Genomic DNA, 13085 nt, shown 5'->3' with positions numbered 1-13085 from the left:
CCGCTGGCCTGCTGGTCCCGGATCGGGTCGGGGAGACCGTGCGCGTGGGCATCGGGCGGCGGGACGGCGGCGCCGGGCGGGTCGGGCGGCGGGGGGCGGGGGGTGCCATCCGGGGGGGCGGGGGGGGCGCGGGCGCGGGGGGGGGGGGGGGGCGGGCCCCCCCCCCCCCCCCCCCGGCCGGTGGACCGAGCCGATCGACAGCGGGAAGCGTGATCCGTGCCCGCCGGAACCAGTGCGCCCGCATCAGATTTTCGTGCTCTGAGTGCACCAGTCCCGACCTGGTGACGACTAACCCGGCATTCAGGCCGGGTAGTGATGCGGAAGCGCGATACCACGGCGAAAGTCTTCTCGGTGTTACACCATTCGTGCGCCGAGGCGGGAAGCCGTGCGCCCATACGATTCTCGGACAATATTCGGCTCGACCGATCTATGGTGGTCAGGAGCGGCGCGGTAACCGGCCGGTCAGGCCGCCATTTCAACGGATCGCTGGTATGCGGCGAGAAAACGTTTATTCTAGATCAACAAGTATGCGGAACCGTCTTTGTCGGACACACTCAACCGGGTACGTCGGATCACGGGACGACTATGGCAATCTTCGAGAATACGGACGCGCGCGACCCCAAACGTTATATGTGGGTGCTGGGTTTGATTGCACCGGGTTGCGCGCTGCTGCCCTCACAACTAGTGGCCCATACCGGGCTGGAACTATTTTGGTGGATCGGTCCGATCATTGTGTTCGTGGTGATTCCACTGCTGGACTTGGCGGTGGGCGATGACGGCAGCAATCCGCGCGATGAGGACTACGAGACGTTGTCCAACGATCGTTATTATCGTTGGTGCACTTACCTCTTTCTGCCGCTCCAGTTCACCGGCCTGACGATCGCCGGATACCTGTGGGCCAGGCAGGAACTGAGCCTCGCCGACAAGCTGGGTTTGGCTGTAACGATGGGGGTTGTGTCGGGCATCGGTATCAATGCCGCCCACGAACTCGGTCATCGGGCGGAGCGTCACGAACGCTGGCTGGCGAAAGTCGCTCTGGCACAATCCGGATACGGGCATTTCTTCGTCGAACACAATCGCGGCCACCACGTCCGCGTCGCCACGCCCGAAGATCCGGCCAGCGCCCGGTTCGGTGAGTCATTGTGGGAGTTCCTGCCGCGCAGCATAGTCGGCGGTTTCCGCTCGGCGCTGGCCTTGGAACGGGAACGTCTGTCCCGCAAAGGAAAACGCTGGCTCAGTCCACACAACCATCTCATGCAAGCATGGTCGATGAGCGTCGTGCTGTTCGGCACGATGATCCTGGGTTTCGGGCTCGCTGTGATCCCGTACCTGGTACTGCAGGCGGTGATCGGCGCCGGATTGCTGGAGACGGTGAACTATGTCGAGCACTACGGGTTGCTGCGTCCGCGGCGCGCCAACGGCAACTACGTGCGGTGCTCGCCACGCGACAGCTGGAACAGCGACCGTCTGATCACGAACGTCTTCCTGTTTCACCTCCAGCGCCACAGCGACCACCACGCGAACCCAGGGCGTCGCTACCAGACCCTGCGCAGCAGCCAGCAGGCACCTCAGTTACCTGCTGGCTATGCAACGATGGTTGTGCTGGCCACAGTGCCCCCGCTGTGGCGCGCGGTCATGAATCATCGGGTGATGGCCCACTACGGCGGCGACATAACGCTCGTCAACCGAAAAACAGGTGTCAGGAGTTACCACTTCCTGACGCGCCTCGGTGGTCCGTCACTCACTGACCGAAGGGGGTCCGTGCATACTGGCAAACCATCGGCCAACGACGACGATTAGGATCACGGGGACGGCTGATCCAGGTTCCGGTGAACCGAGGCGGCACGGGAGGCCGCCGGGCACGCGGCAAACGCATGATCGTGCACCCGGAACAGTCGACCTCTCTGCCATCCAGCGGCGTTGCTGACCGGGACGTAGGCGCGGCCGAATTCTATTGCCGCCCTGTCGATGATTGCGCGCCGGTTCGTACACGTCGCCTGGCACCAGCACGGTTTTGCCGCCCGCGCCCTCGACGAGGCTCGCGACGTGCTCGGCGTCCTCGTATTCGTCCGGATATGAAATGAGCACATTGACAGCGGTATTCGACGGACTGTCTGTTTGGTTCGGCAATGGCCGGGAATGCGGAGGTGAGGAGAAAGGCGGACAAGCCATGGTGATTGCGATCGGAGTGCATCTGGTTCGGACCGACGGAACCGGCCAACGAAAAATCATGCAGGTGAAGGTTGTTCGGCATAGTCCGGTGCCGTATGCCGAAATCGAGCCGATCGGTGGCGGGCGGCGGGTCGCGGTGCTGCTGACGGAACTGGCGCGGGACTTCCGACCGGCCTCTGACGTTCTCAGCGCTGAGCAAATGGCTCACGAGATTTTGGGTTCAGAGAAGAATATGGCAGGGCAATGATGAACTCTGATGTCGCCGCAGTTATCTGCCACGCACACGGGCGGGCGACACTACCGGCCCGGACTTACGCGCTGACCCCAAATCGCACCGTATTTATCGTCATGACGCGCGCGTTCAGCAGATTTGTTCGAGAGTGGTGAGGGCGCGATCGAGGTGATCGAGGATCGGATGTAGGTCGGGTACGACGCGCCGGCAACTGGTGAGGCCGAAATCGAGGGTGCTCGCGTTGCTGGTGACAGTGATGCCGGCCGCCAGACCGTGCACCGGAATCGACATCGGGTAGGTCGCGTCGTGCCGTGCGCCCTTCCAATACAGGGGTTGTTGGGGGCCGGGCACATTGGAAATGACGATATTGAACGGCGGGTTGGTCCTGGCCGCGAGGCCGGGAAGTTGAGTCAAGGTAAGGGGGGCTCAGCAGGAGCGCCGACAGTGCGGTGGCTTCGATGGGGGACAAGCTGCGGTAGAGCTCCTTGCCGGACTGCATCGACTGGGTGATCGTCTCGAGCCGCTTGACCGGATCGCGTTCATCGGTCGCCAAATTGCACAGTAACGCCGCGATTCGATTGCCCGTTGTGTCGTCTACGTCGCCGGCGGGCCGCAACGAGACCGGGACCATCGCGACCTCTTCGGCGTGGTCCGACCTGCCCCGGGACTGAGTCGCCCGCAGTCTCATTCGGTGCTGAAAACGAACGTGTACCAGTCTCCGGACAGCTTTTCGAACAGCCGGGCGTTACTCCTTACCGGCTCGGTGCCGGGCGAATACACCCAGCCGCGGACCGTGGAGCCCATGGACCCGTCGGCGTCGTAGAAGTAGACGCGCCCATCGGGTTCGCGTTGAGCAAAGCTGATATCGAGCCCGCCGAGACTCAGGTCTCGGCGGCTGGTCGGTCCATCCGCGCGCAGCATTTCGACCGCGACGTCTTCCATTGCCGGACGTGCGGCATCGAAGCCGTCGGGCCGAAAGACCATCCCGGCTACCACTCCCGCGAGGACAATCGCAGGCGCGGCCGCGACCTTCCATGACCACCGGTGCTCCCTGCCGACCAGGTACAGGGTCTTGATCGCCCACACCAGCAGGGAAGTGCTCAGCACAATCCCGCCGATCACCAGACCGGCGAACTGATCGGCGCCGGTCGAGTCGCCGATGAACGGAGCCCAGCCGACGTGCACGCACAAGAGAACCGCTACACCGAGGGCGGCGCTGGTCAGTACCGCGAAACCCGGTGCAGTGGCGGCGTCCTGTCCGAGCTCGGTCTGCGCACCGTGCACCCGTGATGTCTCGATCGGGGCCTCCTCATCTCGACGATCGTGACCGAGCGCCGGATCCGCGCTCGGCGATGCCCGCACTTGGACTGTACCGACACGGCGCTGTCGTGGCCCGGCCGTGCACCAGCACGGCGGCGATGCCCTCCGCGGTCGCTCGAACCGATCGATCGGTCTGTGCGGCGGCGAACTATCGCGGGCCATCGATCGGGCGACTCGTACGGCTGCTGATCCGGCGAGGCCATGTTTTTTCCGGACACGGTTGCGAATTTCGTTGACCAGTGACCGGTGGGTGTGCGGCGCTGGCTCGGGCAGCTGCTGACCTGTGCGTACCGCACGCCGGTCACATGCGCAGACGATTGGCGATCGGGTCCGGCAGCGCATCGTCATGGGCCCGGACAGCCTCTCGCAGAAGGCTGTCACGTTCCGCGCAGTCGACTACGCAGTTCCGCGTCGTCGATGGCGAAGGGGACGTCCGCTCCTTGTTCGAGGGCGCGGTGCGAACGGCTGATGTCTCCGTCCATAACAAGAAATCACGGCGCACTTCGCCCTAAGCGCCATGTTTGTACAACGAAATCAGTTGTCTGCAATGGTTGACAGTATCGATTTCGCGATGTTGTCTGTGCGGTATCCGCCGTTGCTCATCGTGGACGCCCCGGACCGGGACGCCCCACAGGGCCGCGCCGGAAGTGGCGTTCGAGGCGATCTGGTCCCCGAGTGGTTCGGGCACGCCGGCCGTGCGCCGGAGTCGGCTTCGACTGCCGATTGTTTTGACTGAATTTTCAGTTTATCGATTCCAGGAGGTATCGAAGCCATGAGTGGACCGACGTTCGTCCTCGAGACCGCGTTCGCACCACCGACCTCATTCGCGCGGACCACCGCCGCAGTGCGTCGACCCGTCCGGGTCGGTGTGGTGCAGCACCGCTGGCTGGCCGACCCCGTCGAACTGCGCGCTCAGCTCGCCGCGGGTATCCGGATCGCAGCCGAACAGGGGGCGCGGGCGGTGTTTCTCCCCGAGTTGACCCTGTCGCGCTATCCGGCGGACGTGCGGGCAGGCGTGAATCCGGGCGGCGATGCGGAGGAGCTGCTTTCGGGCCCGACCTTCGCCTTCGCCGCCGAGGCCGCGAAGGCGAATGGTGTCGCAGTCCATGCCTCGCTCTACGAGCGCGCGGAGGCTGCCGACGGCCTCGGATTCAACACCGCGATCTTGGTCTCGCCCGACGGCGAACTCATCGGCCGAACCCGCAAGCTGCACATCCCGGTGACCGACGGCTACTACGAGGACACCTACTTCCGCCAAGGACCCGCCGACGACCCCTACCCGGTATACCGGCCCGCGGCGCTCGACGGCGCCGCGATCGGCCTGCCGACCTGCTGGGACGAATGGTTTCCCGAGGTGTCGAGGGCCTACTCGCTCGGTGGCGCGGAGATCCTCGTCTACCCCACGGCGATCGGATCGGAGCCGTCGTTTCCGGACTTCGATACCCAGCCGCTGTGGCACCACGTCATTGTCGGAAACGGCATCACCGCAGGCACTTTCATGATCGTGCCGAACCGGTTCGGCGACGAGGGCAGCGTGAGCTTCTACGGTTCGTCGTTCATCTCCGACCCCTACGGCCGTGTGCTGGTTCGCGCTCCACGCGACGCCGCGGCGGTGCTGGTCGCCGATCTCGACCTGGACCAGCGCCGCGACTGGCTCGGCCTGTTTCCCTTCCTGACCACTCGCAGGCCCGACACCTACGCCCGCCTCACCGCACCGGTCGATACCGCCCGCCCGTACGGGGAGGAGGCATGAGCTGGAAGATGCCGTCGGAAACCGCACCGCAGGAACGGATCTGGATGGCGTTCCCGCCGCTGGGCGCGTCCATTTCGGCGACTCCCGAGTCCGCGCACGCCGCCCGGCTCGCGTGGTCCGCGGTGGCGCACGCCATTCTCGACTTCGAACCCGTCACCATGGTGGTCGATCCCACCGACCGGGAGGCCGCGCGCCGGTACCTGTCGCAGGCCGTCGAGATCGTCGAGGCGCCACTGGACGACGCCTGGATGCGTGATATCGGCCCGACCTTCGTCCGCGACGAAGCCGGACGCCTCGGCGCGGTCGACTGGGTGTTCAACGGCTGGGGCGGACAGTCCTGGGCCCGCTGGGCCGACGACCGCCACATCGGGGCTACCGTCGCCGGACTGGCGGGTGCCGAGGTCATTGCCTCGAATCTGGTCAACGAGGGCGGTGGGATCCAGGTCGACGGACAGGGCACGGTTCTGGTCACCGAGACCGTCCAGCTCGATCCTGGCCGCAATCCCGGACTGGGCAAGGCCGCGGTGGAAGCCGAATTGGCCCGCACCATCGGTGCCGAACATGTCATCTGGTTGCCGCGCGGGCTCACGCGTGACAGCGAGCGGTTCGGCACCCGCGGTCACGTCGATATCGTCGTCGCCGTCTCCGCGCCGGGACGGCTGCTCGTGCACTCACAGTCCGACCGCTCCCACCCCGATGCGCGAGTGACCGACGAGATCATGGCGGTGTTGCGCGACAGTCATGATGTCGACGGAAAGCCTTGGGAGATAGTGGAAGTGCCCGCACCGCGGGTGCTGCGCGATGACGAGGGCTGGGTGGACTACAGCTACATCAACCACCTGGTCGTGAACGACGGCGTCATCTGCTGTCGTTTCGATGATCCGAACGATGCCGTGGCACGTGACATCCTCGCCGATGCGTACCCGGGACGACGCGTGGTGTCCGTCGACGCGCGCGAGATATTCGCGCGTGGTGGCGGTATCCACTGCATTACCCAGCAGCAGCCCGCGTAACTCTGCCGGGCCGGCGTCGGCGCGCCCATGGGCGGCGGCCGTTGCCGGATACCATGGCGGCTGCGAATGATGAAGTGCGGGAAGGAAAGTGCGTGGCATGACAAGCCGGCGGGAGGCAATCCTGCGAGCCAGCGCCGCCGCGATCGCCGAGCGCGGAGTGCGTGGCCTGCGCGTGGGGGATGTCGCACAGGTGGCCGGGGTCTCACCCGGGCTGCTCTACTACTACTTCAAAGACCGTGACGGACTGCTCGCCGCCGCGTTGACCTATATCAACGACCGGTCCCGCGTGTACCGGAAGGCTGCGGACGACTCAGGGTCATCGCGCGAGCAGCTCATCGGTCAATTGCTGGCGGAGCTCGAGGACAGTCCGGAGATGGTCGAGAACTCGTTGGCCTGGAACGAATTACGAGCAAGCGCGGTCTATGAACAGCCCTTGCGTGAGCCGCTGGCACGCACCTCACGGCAGTGGATCGACGAGATCGCCGATGCCATTCGGGTAGCCCAGGCGGTTGGTGATGTGTCCGATGCCGTGGACTCAGCACAGGTCGGGCTCATCGTCACGGCGCTCACCGAGGGGCTGGCCGCGCGGTGGTTATCGGGCGAGCTCGCCGCCGGGCAGGCCCGCGCGCACCTGCGCAGCGCAGTGGAGACGCTGCTGCCGACGTCTGGGTAGCGCTCAGCTAACAGTCGCGGCATCAGCGCGTGGTTGTACAGATTGTCGAAGAAAATCCGACCAAGTGTCCAATTCGGCGCGGGTCGTGAGCTGTGTCGCAGCGCACACTGAAGACCACGCAAATTTCAGACAACGCCCGTTCAGCGGGCGGCGAATCGATGACCGGTCCCGCACTCCAGAACTACGTCGATGGCGAATTCGCAGCGTTATCCGCTACGGCCGTGACGTTGCTCGGAGTCTGTCAGGTGCCAATGGTCATGGTGAGGAAACGAATGAGCATCGTCAGCGAGCTCCCGCCCGCCGCGCAAACCAGCGAGCGACCGGCCGACAAGGGGCTTGCCGCAGGCACCATCGGTACCTTCTCCGGCGCGGTCCTCGGGATCTCGACGGTCGCGCCCGGCTACACGCTGACCGCCAGCATCGGTCTGATCGTCGCGGCGGTCGGATTGAAGATGCCGGCCATTCTCCTCGTCGGCTTCGTGCCGATGTTCTTGACTGCCTACGCCTACCGCGAGCTGAACGCGCGGATGCCCGACTGCGGTGCCTCGTTCACCTGGTCGACCAAGGCCTTCGGGCCCTACGTCGGCTGGATGTGCGGCTGGGGCATGGTGATGGCGACGGTCATCGTGCTCTCCAACCTGGCCGCGATCGCGGTGGAGTTCTTCTACCTGTTCCTCGGGCGGATCTTCAGTAGTCCAGGCATTGCCGAGCTGGCCGACCACAAGGGCATCAACATCGCCACCACACTGGTGTTCGTTGCGATCGCGACCCTGGTCGCCGGCCGTGGCATCACCACTAGCGAGCGGGTGCAGTACATACTGGTCGGGTTCCAGATGATCATCCTGCTGGCCTTCGCGGTCACCGCGCTGGTACACGTGGCCCGCCATGGTTCGCCCACCCAGCTGAGTTTCGATCTCGACTGGTTCGACCCGTTCACCGGACTCACGTTGAGCGCTTTCATGATCGGGGTGACCGGCTCCATCTTCGCCTTCTGGGGCTGGGATACCTGCCTGACCCTCGGCGAGGAATCCAAGGACCCGAAGCGGGTGCCCGGCCGGGCCGGACTGCTCTGCGTGCTCTCGATCCTGCTGACCTACTTGCTCGTCGCGGTCGCCGTGATGATGTACGCCGGTGTCGGCGACACCGGGCTCGGTCTCGGCAACGAGGAGAACGCCGACAACGTCTTCGGTGCGCTCGCCGACCCGGTACTCGGCTGGGCGGGCCCGCTGCTGCTGCTCGCGATTCTCGCCTCCTCGGCAGCGAGCCTGCAGACAACCTTCCTGCCCGCGGCCCGCACCATGCTCGCCATGGGCGCCTACGGCGCGTTTCCGAAGAAGTTCAGCACGGTGAGCCCGCGCTACCTGGTGCCGACCTTCAGCACCGTCGTCGCCGGTGTGGTGACCGGAGCCTTCTACGCCATCGTGTCGCTGCTTTCCGAGCGAGCGCTGCTGGATACCGTTGCGGCACTGGGCATCATGATCTGCTGGTATTACGGCATCACGGCCTTCGCCTGCGTCTGGTATTTCCGCAAGGAGCTGTTCACCAGCGCCCGCAACGTCGTCTTCAAATTCCTGTTCCCGCTGCTCGGCGGCGCGATGTTGCTGGCGGTGTTCCTGGTGTCGGTCCGCGAAAGCATGGATCCGGACAACGGTAGCGGTGCCTCGATCGGCGGCATCGGACTCGTGTTCTACATGGGCTTCGGCATCCTGCTGCTCGGTGCCGTGCTGATGCTGGTAGCACGCCGCCGCAACCCCGACTTCTTCCGCCGCGGCATCGACGCCCACACGACTCCGGTAGCCGAAGAGCCTGTGTCCGTGGTGATCGCGGCGGACGCCTAGGCCAGAGCGACGGCGCTGGGTTCGAGTGTCCGATGTTGTCAGTCGATGCCCAGTTCGGTGAGTAGGTTGCGGACTCTTTGTCCGATCTCGTCGCGGATGGCCCGGACGGCGTCGAGGTCTTGGCCCGCGGGGTCGTCGAGCTTCCAGTCGCGGTAGGTGACGCCGGCAAAGAATGGGCAGGTGTCACCGCAGCCCATGGTGATGACGACGGTGGAGGTTTCGACGGTGTCCGGGGTGAGGACCTTCGGAGCCTGATCAGCGATGTCGATGCCGATCTCGGCCATCGCTTCGACCGCGACAGGGTTGATGGACTCGGCCGGGGCGGTTCCGGCGGAGCGGACTTCGACGGCCGCGCCTGCGAGGTGGGCGAGAAATCCGGCGGCCATCTGCGAGCGGCCGGCGTTGTGGACGCATACGAACAAGACGCTCGGCTTGGATAGCATCGGCGGACAGCGCCTTTCAGTCGGCGGAGATGTTGTGCGGGACGCCGACGTTGTCGGCGGTAGTGCTGTGCGGATAGAGGATGCTGATCAGGCCGAGCCCGGCCAGCGCGCCGAGGACTTGAGCGGCGATGAATCCGAGGGTGGAGGTGGGAGCGATCCCGGCGAAGGTGTCGGAGAACATCCGCCCGAGGGTGACCGCGGGGTTGGCGAAGGATGTGGAACTGGTAAACCAGTAGGCGGCTCCGATGTAGGCGCCGACCGCAGCTGCGGAGTAAGTGGCGCGGCCGCTGCGTGCTAGGGCGAAAATGACAGCGATCAGCCCTGCGGTGGCAACTATTTCGCCGACCAGATGCCCGTCGGTGGCGCGGCGATGGGTCGCGATCTGCACCAGCTCCTGATCGAACATGATGTTCGCGAGCATCGCGCCCAGCACGCCTCCCGCGATCTGCGCGATCGTGTACGCGGCGACATCGCCGCCGGCCAAGCCGGTGCCATGACGACGGCCCAGTAGCCAATCCGCGGCCGAGACGGCCGGGTTGAAGTGGGCGCCGGAGACGGGCCCGAAGATCAGGATCAACACCGCGAGCCCGAGCGCGGTGGCGGTGGAGTTCTCCAGCAGCTGCAATCCGGTGTCGCCGGGTGACAGCTCGCTGGCCGCGATACCCGAGCCGACGACGATGGTCACCAGCAGCGCGGTCCCGGTGAACTCCGCCAGCAGCCGACGCTTCAGTGCCGCGGGCGTGAAAGCGACGCCGGTCATGCGGGTGCTTCGACCCGGTCGGCGCCGGTAGTGACCAAGACGTCGGAAAGCCGGTGCAGCGCTGCGGGAATCACCCAGTAGTAAACCCAGGTGCCGCGCCGCTGGCAGTCGATCAACCCGGCTTCGCGCAGCACTTTGAGGTGGTGGGAGATGGTGGGCTGAGACAGCTCGAATTGTGGGGTCAGCTCGCAGACGCATACTTCCTCGCCAGGGCGGGAGGCGATCAGTGACAGCAACCGCAGCCGCACCGGATCGGCCAGCGCTTTGAACGCGTTCGCCAACTCCACGGCCATCTCGTGGTCCAGCGGGGAGGCCAGGGTGCTGTTGCAGCAGTCGGTGGACGCGATCACCGGCAACTTCTGTTTAGACACGCATCTATATTGACAGACTTCGATCCAACGGCGCAATCTATATAGACATCAATCAATACAGCCAGGTCGTGCTCCAGCCTGGATTCCGACCAGTCAGGGACGTGATGTCATGACAGATCAGCGGCAGATCGAACTCCGTGAAACCGTGCGAGCCCGGTATGCGCAGGCGGCTGGAATCGTCACCGCGGGCGGGGTCGCCCAGGATTGTTGCGGGACCGACCCGATCGCGGTCGATCAAACCTTCGGCGCGAGCCTGTATGGGGCTACCGACCACGACCAGCTCCCGATCCGAGCAGCCGCGGCATCATTGGGGTGCGGCAACCCGACTGCGGTCGCTGAGCTGCGCGAAGGCGAACGCGTCCTCGATCTCGGATCCGGGGGCGGAATCGACGTGCTGCTCGCCGCCCGCCGGGTCGGGCCGACCGGCAAGGCCTATGGCCTCGACATGACCGAGGAAATGCTGGCCCTGGCATTGGAGAACGCGGCGAAGGCCGCGGTAGGCAATGTGGAGTTCCTCCAGGGAAACATCGAGGCGATTCCGTTGCCCGCCAACACCATCGACGTGGTGATCTCCAACTGCGTGATCAACCTGTCGGTCGACAAACCCGCCGTATTCGCCGAGATGGCCCGAGTCCTGACCTCCGGCGGGCGCATTGGGATCGCGGATGTCGTCGCTGAGGACGAACTGACCCCGCCCCAGCGCGCCGAACGCGGCGACTACGTCGGCTGCATCGCCGGAGCGCTGTCGTTCACCGAGTACCGAAACCATCTCACCACAGCCGGATTCACCGACATCGAGATCACCTCGACCCATCAGGTCGCAGACGGCATGCATTCCGCGATCATCAAAGCCGTCAAACCAGGTCCCGGGACGGCGTCCGAATCCGGCGATCCGGCCGCCGTGGACTCGTGCTGCGCGCCTGGTTGTTGCTCTCCCTAGGTGGCGTTATTCAGGCGAGGGGCCGGCGGGTAGCGACGCCAAGTCGAGTAGACCGCTACTCGATACAAGCGTCTGCGATGCTGCGACGCTACTACCCGTATCGGCAGTCGGCCACGCTCGAGTGTCGACGTGGGCGGAGCGCACACTGTGCGCTTCGAGAAAACATCCATCAATCTTTGCTGAAGGCGGTGACCGCAATGGGAGTAGAGTTCGATGCCGGATCGTTTACAAATAGTCCACCCATTCCGAGCAAACTGACCGAGTTCGTCCTCGATAGGACTGTCGATGTTGTCCTCGGACTGCAGGTCGACCAGAACGACGGCGGGTTTGTTCTCGGACTGGTACTTCGTATACCGAATGGTGGACCCGAATGGGTGAAGGGCTCCGCAGTATCTTTTGTTTCGGGTGCGTCGGTGGAGATTAGATTCGATGCGGTGCCGGCAGGCATCTATTCGATCATGATCCAATCACTGTTCGGCACCGTCGCCGGTACATACAGAGCGCGTTGGGAGAACATCCCCGGGGGAGGGCTGTTGGAGGGCATTCCGGTCAATCTTCCCGCGGAGCCACAATTCGGAGAGTTGGGGCCGATTCCTCAGGACCTGCCGGTGGTGCCGGTGGTGGAGGTGGTAGCGGTCGGCCCCGGCGAAGAAGACAACCCCTGAGCGTGGCGAAATCGAACGGGTGGCGTGGAGCCACCCGTGGGTGCGATCGGCGGGGGTCGCGACGCCTTCGACTTCGTTCCTTGGTCTGATCGGAGAAACCCGCTGATCACCGTCCCGAAGGTAGTCGCATCGGTGACGACGTCCACATGCCCACCGGGGTGCAGGTGCAGCGTCGAATGCGGCAGCATCCAGTGCATCATGCGGGCGTTGACGACCGGGATGATCGGATCGTCGGTGCCCGCGATGATGAGCGTGGGCTGCCGGATCGCCCACAGTGCGGGCAGGCTGGTCCATACCGAGCCCGCGAGTAGCTGGAACAGGTAGCCGCGCCGGGAGCCTGCGTGCAGCTGGCGATGGAACAGTTCGGCGATGGGTTCGGGATCGGTACGTGCGCTGCCGCCGTAGATGGCCGCGGCGATATCGGCGGCATACTCCGGATCGCGGAAGCGGCGTGGCGTGGCCATCTTGACCAGCACCCGCGGATGCGCGGGCACCATCAGCGCGCCGGTCGCCGTCGACACCAGCACCAGCCTGCGACACCGGCGCGGATTCTGGAAGGCGAACTGCTGGGCCACCGCACCGCCCCACGACAGGCCGAGCAGGTCGACGCGTCCGATGTGCAGCTTGTCGAGGACCTGTCCGAGCAGCCACGCCAGATACGGAAACCCGTAGGGGAGTGGAGAATGCGGAGATTCGCCGGTGCCGGGCACATCGAAACGCACGACCGGGATATCGGGGTCGAGCGTGTCGACCAAGGGCGCGAGTACTTCGAACCCGGCGCCTATGCCATTGCACAGCACCAGCGGCACGCCGTGCCCCCGCCGGACATGCACCCGAATCCGTTGGCCGAAGACGGTGACGACCTGGTCTGCGGCGGCAGCGACCATGGGAACAGCACCTCCAGC

At 65.1% G+C, this 13085-nt stretch carries 13 protein-coding genes and 2 pseudogenes; 8 read left to right on the top strand and 7 right to left on the bottom strand.

Annotated elements, in window-relative coordinates; all coding sequences use genetic code 11:
- Positions 1 to 585: 585 nt before the first annotated feature.
- On the top strand, positions 586 to 1800 hold the full coding sequence (locus ACFU4Z_RS08595) for an alkane 1-monooxygenase (RefSeq protein ID WP_379060780.1): 1215 nt from the start codon (positions 586 to 588) through the stop codon (positions 1798 to 1800).
- A gap of 280 nt (positions 1801 to 2080) precedes the next feature.
- Positions 2081 to 2419 (top strand): hypothetical protein, encoded by a 339-nt coding sequence (locus ACFU4Z_RS08590; protein ID WP_379060779.1) that lies wholly within the window; start codon positions 2081 to 2083, stop codon positions 2417 to 2419.
- 114 nt (positions 2420 to 2533) lie between these two features.
- Here ACFU4Z_RS08590 and ACFU4Z_RS08585 read toward each other — a convergent pair whose 3' ends face one another.
- The 3 genes and pseudogenes from ACFU4Z_RS08585 to ACFU4Z_RS08575 all read right to left on the bottom strand — a co-directional run bounded on the left by ACFU4Z_RS08585 (position 2534) and on the right by ACFU4Z_RS08575 (position 3766).
- The gene (locus ACFU4Z_RS08585; protein WP_379060778.1) at positions 2534 to 2818 is read right to left on the bottom strand and encodes a WS/DGAT domain-containing protein; all 285 of its coding nucleotides are present in this window, start codon (positions 2816 to 2818) and stop codon (positions 2534 to 2536) included.
- A 64-nt stretch (positions 2819 to 2882) separates the two neighbouring features.
- A pseudogene (locus tag ACFU4Z_RS08580) lies at positions 2883 to 3035 on the bottom strand (WS/DGAT domain-containing protein); the annotation flags it as partial.
- Positions 3036 to 3088: 53 nt separating this feature from the next.
- On the bottom strand, positions 3089 to 3766 hold the full coding sequence (locus ACFU4Z_RS08575; protein WP_379060777.1) for a DUF1109 domain-containing protein: 678 nt from the start codon (positions 3764 to 3766) through the stop codon (positions 3089 to 3091).
- 730 nt (positions 3767 to 4496) lie between these two features.
- Between ACFU4Z_RS08575 and ACFU4Z_RS08570 the strand changes: the two genes are divergently transcribed.
- From ACFU4Z_RS08570 to ACFU4Z_RS08555, 4 genes are all read left to right on the top strand, one after another.
- Positions 4497 to 5477, top strand: coding sequence for a nitrilase-related carbon-nitrogen hydrolase (locus ACFU4Z_RS08570; RefSeq protein WP_379060776.1), 981 nt, complete (start codon positions 4497 to 4499; stop codon positions 5475 to 5477).
- Entirely contained in the window at positions 5474 to 6490 is a 1017-nt protein-coding gene (locus ACFU4Z_RS08565) for an agmatine/peptidylarginine deiminase (protein WP_379060775.1), read from the top strand. Before ACFU4Z_RS08570 ends, ACFU4Z_RS08565 begins: the two co-directional genes overlap by 4 nt.
- A 97-nt stretch (positions 6491 to 6587) precedes the next feature.
- Entirely contained in the window at positions 6588 to 7163 is a 576-nt protein-coding gene (locus ACFU4Z_RS08560; protein ID WP_379060774.1) for a TetR/AcrR family transcriptional regulator, read from the top strand.
- Positions 7164 to 7435: 272 nt separating this feature from the next.
- A complete protein-coding gene (locus tag ACFU4Z_RS08555) occupies positions 7436 to 9001 on the top strand; it encodes an APC family permease (RefSeq protein ID WP_379060773.1) in 1566 nt (521 codons plus the stop codon).
- A 38-nt stretch (positions 9002 to 9039) separates the two neighbouring features.
- Here ACFU4Z_RS08555 and ACFU4Z_RS08550 read toward each other — a convergent pair whose 3' ends face one another.
- The 3 genes from ACFU4Z_RS08550 to ACFU4Z_RS08540 are packed head-to-tail and all read right to left on the bottom strand — an operon-like array spanning position 9040 to position 10575.
- Positions 9040 to 9444: an arsenate reductase ArsC gene (locus ACFU4Z_RS08550; RefSeq protein ID WP_379060772.1), complete on the bottom strand. Its 405-nt coding sequence runs from the start codon at positions 9442 to 9444 to the stop codon at positions 9040 to 9042.
- Positions 9445 to 9460: 16 nt separating this feature from the next.
- Positions 9461 to 10204: an aquaporin gene (locus ACFU4Z_RS08545; RefSeq protein WP_379060771.1), complete on the bottom strand. Its 744-nt coding sequence runs from the start codon at positions 10202 to 10204 to the stop codon at positions 9461 to 9463.
- Positions 10201 to 10575, bottom strand: coding sequence for a metalloregulator ArsR/SmtB family transcription factor (locus ACFU4Z_RS08540; RefSeq protein ID WP_379060770.1), 375 nt, complete (start codon positions 10573 to 10575; stop codon positions 10201 to 10203). The genes ACFU4Z_RS08545 and ACFU4Z_RS08540 overlap by 4 nt, the downstream gene beginning before the upstream one ends.
- Before the next feature lie 109 nt (positions 10576 to 10684).
- Between ACFU4Z_RS08540 and arsM the strand changes: the two genes are divergently transcribed.
- Both arsM and ACFU4Z_RS08530 read left to right on the top strand, forming a co-directional pair.
- Positions 10685 to 11515 carry an arsenite methyltransferase gene (gene arsM, locus ACFU4Z_RS08535; RefSeq protein ID WP_379060769.1) on the top strand — a complete coding sequence of 277 codons (831 nt, stop codon included), beginning with the start codon at positions 10685 to 10687 and terminating at the stop codon, positions 11513 to 11515.
- A 188-nt stretch (positions 11516 to 11703) separates the two neighbouring features.
- Positions 11704 to 12180, top strand: coding sequence for a hypothetical protein (locus ACFU4Z_RS08530; protein ID WP_379060768.1), 477 nt, complete (start codon positions 11704 to 11706; stop codon positions 12178 to 12180).
- A gap of 92 nt (positions 12181 to 12272) precedes the next feature.
- Here the strand turns inward: ACFU4Z_RS08530 and phaZ are convergent.
- Positions 12273 to 13067, bottom strand: a pseudogene (gene phaZ, locus ACFU4Z_RS08525) (poly(3-hydroxyalkanoate) depolymerase); the annotation flags it as partial.
- Between the last annotated feature and the right edge of the window lie 18 nt (positions 13068 to 13085).

The sequence above is a fragment of the Nocardia sp. NPDC057440 genome (assembly GCF_042802915.1).
Lineage (GTDB): Bacteria > Actinomycetota > Actinomycetes > Mycobacteriales > Mycobacteriaceae > Nocardia.
The sequence above is the reverse complement of the archived record's forward strand: the minus strand, read 5'-3'. Positions and strand labels throughout refer to the sequence as shown.

Coding starts and splice junctions, on each gene's coding strand:
- ACFU4Z_RS08595 (WP_379060780.1), top strand. CDS start 586: ATGGCAATCTTCGAGAATACGGACGCGCGCGACCCCAAACGTTATATG.
- ACFU4Z_RS08550 (WP_379060772.1), bottom strand. CDS start 9,444: ATGCTATCCAAGCCGAGCGTCTTGTTCGTATGCGTCCACAACGCCGGC.
- ACFU4Z_RS08570 (WP_379060776.1), top strand. CDS start 4,497: ATGAGTGGACCGACGTTCGTCCTCGAGACCGCGTTCGCACCACCGACC.
- ACFU4Z_RS08590 (WP_379060779.1), top strand. CDS start 2,081: ATGAGCACATTGACAGCGGTATTCGACGGACTGTCTGTTTGGTTCGGC.
- arsM (WP_379060769.1), top strand. CDS start 10,685: ATGACAGATCAGCGGCAGATCGAACTCCGTGAAACCGTGCGAGCCCGG.
- ACFU4Z_RS08565 (WP_379060775.1), top strand. CDS start 5,474: ATGAGCTGGAAGATGCCGTCGGAAACCGCACCGCAGGAACGGATCTGG.
- ACFU4Z_RS08555 (WP_379060773.1), top strand. CDS start 7,436: ATGAGCATCGTCAGCGAGCTCCCGCCCGCCGCGCAAACCAGCGAGCGA.
- ACFU4Z_RS08560 (WP_379060774.1), top strand. CDS start 6,588: ATGACAAGCCGGCGGGAGGCAATCCTGCGAGCCAGCGCCGCCGCGATC.
- ACFU4Z_RS08545 (WP_379060771.1), bottom strand. CDS start 10,204: ATGACCGGCGTCGCTTTCACGCCCGCGGCACTGAAGCGTCGGCTGCTG.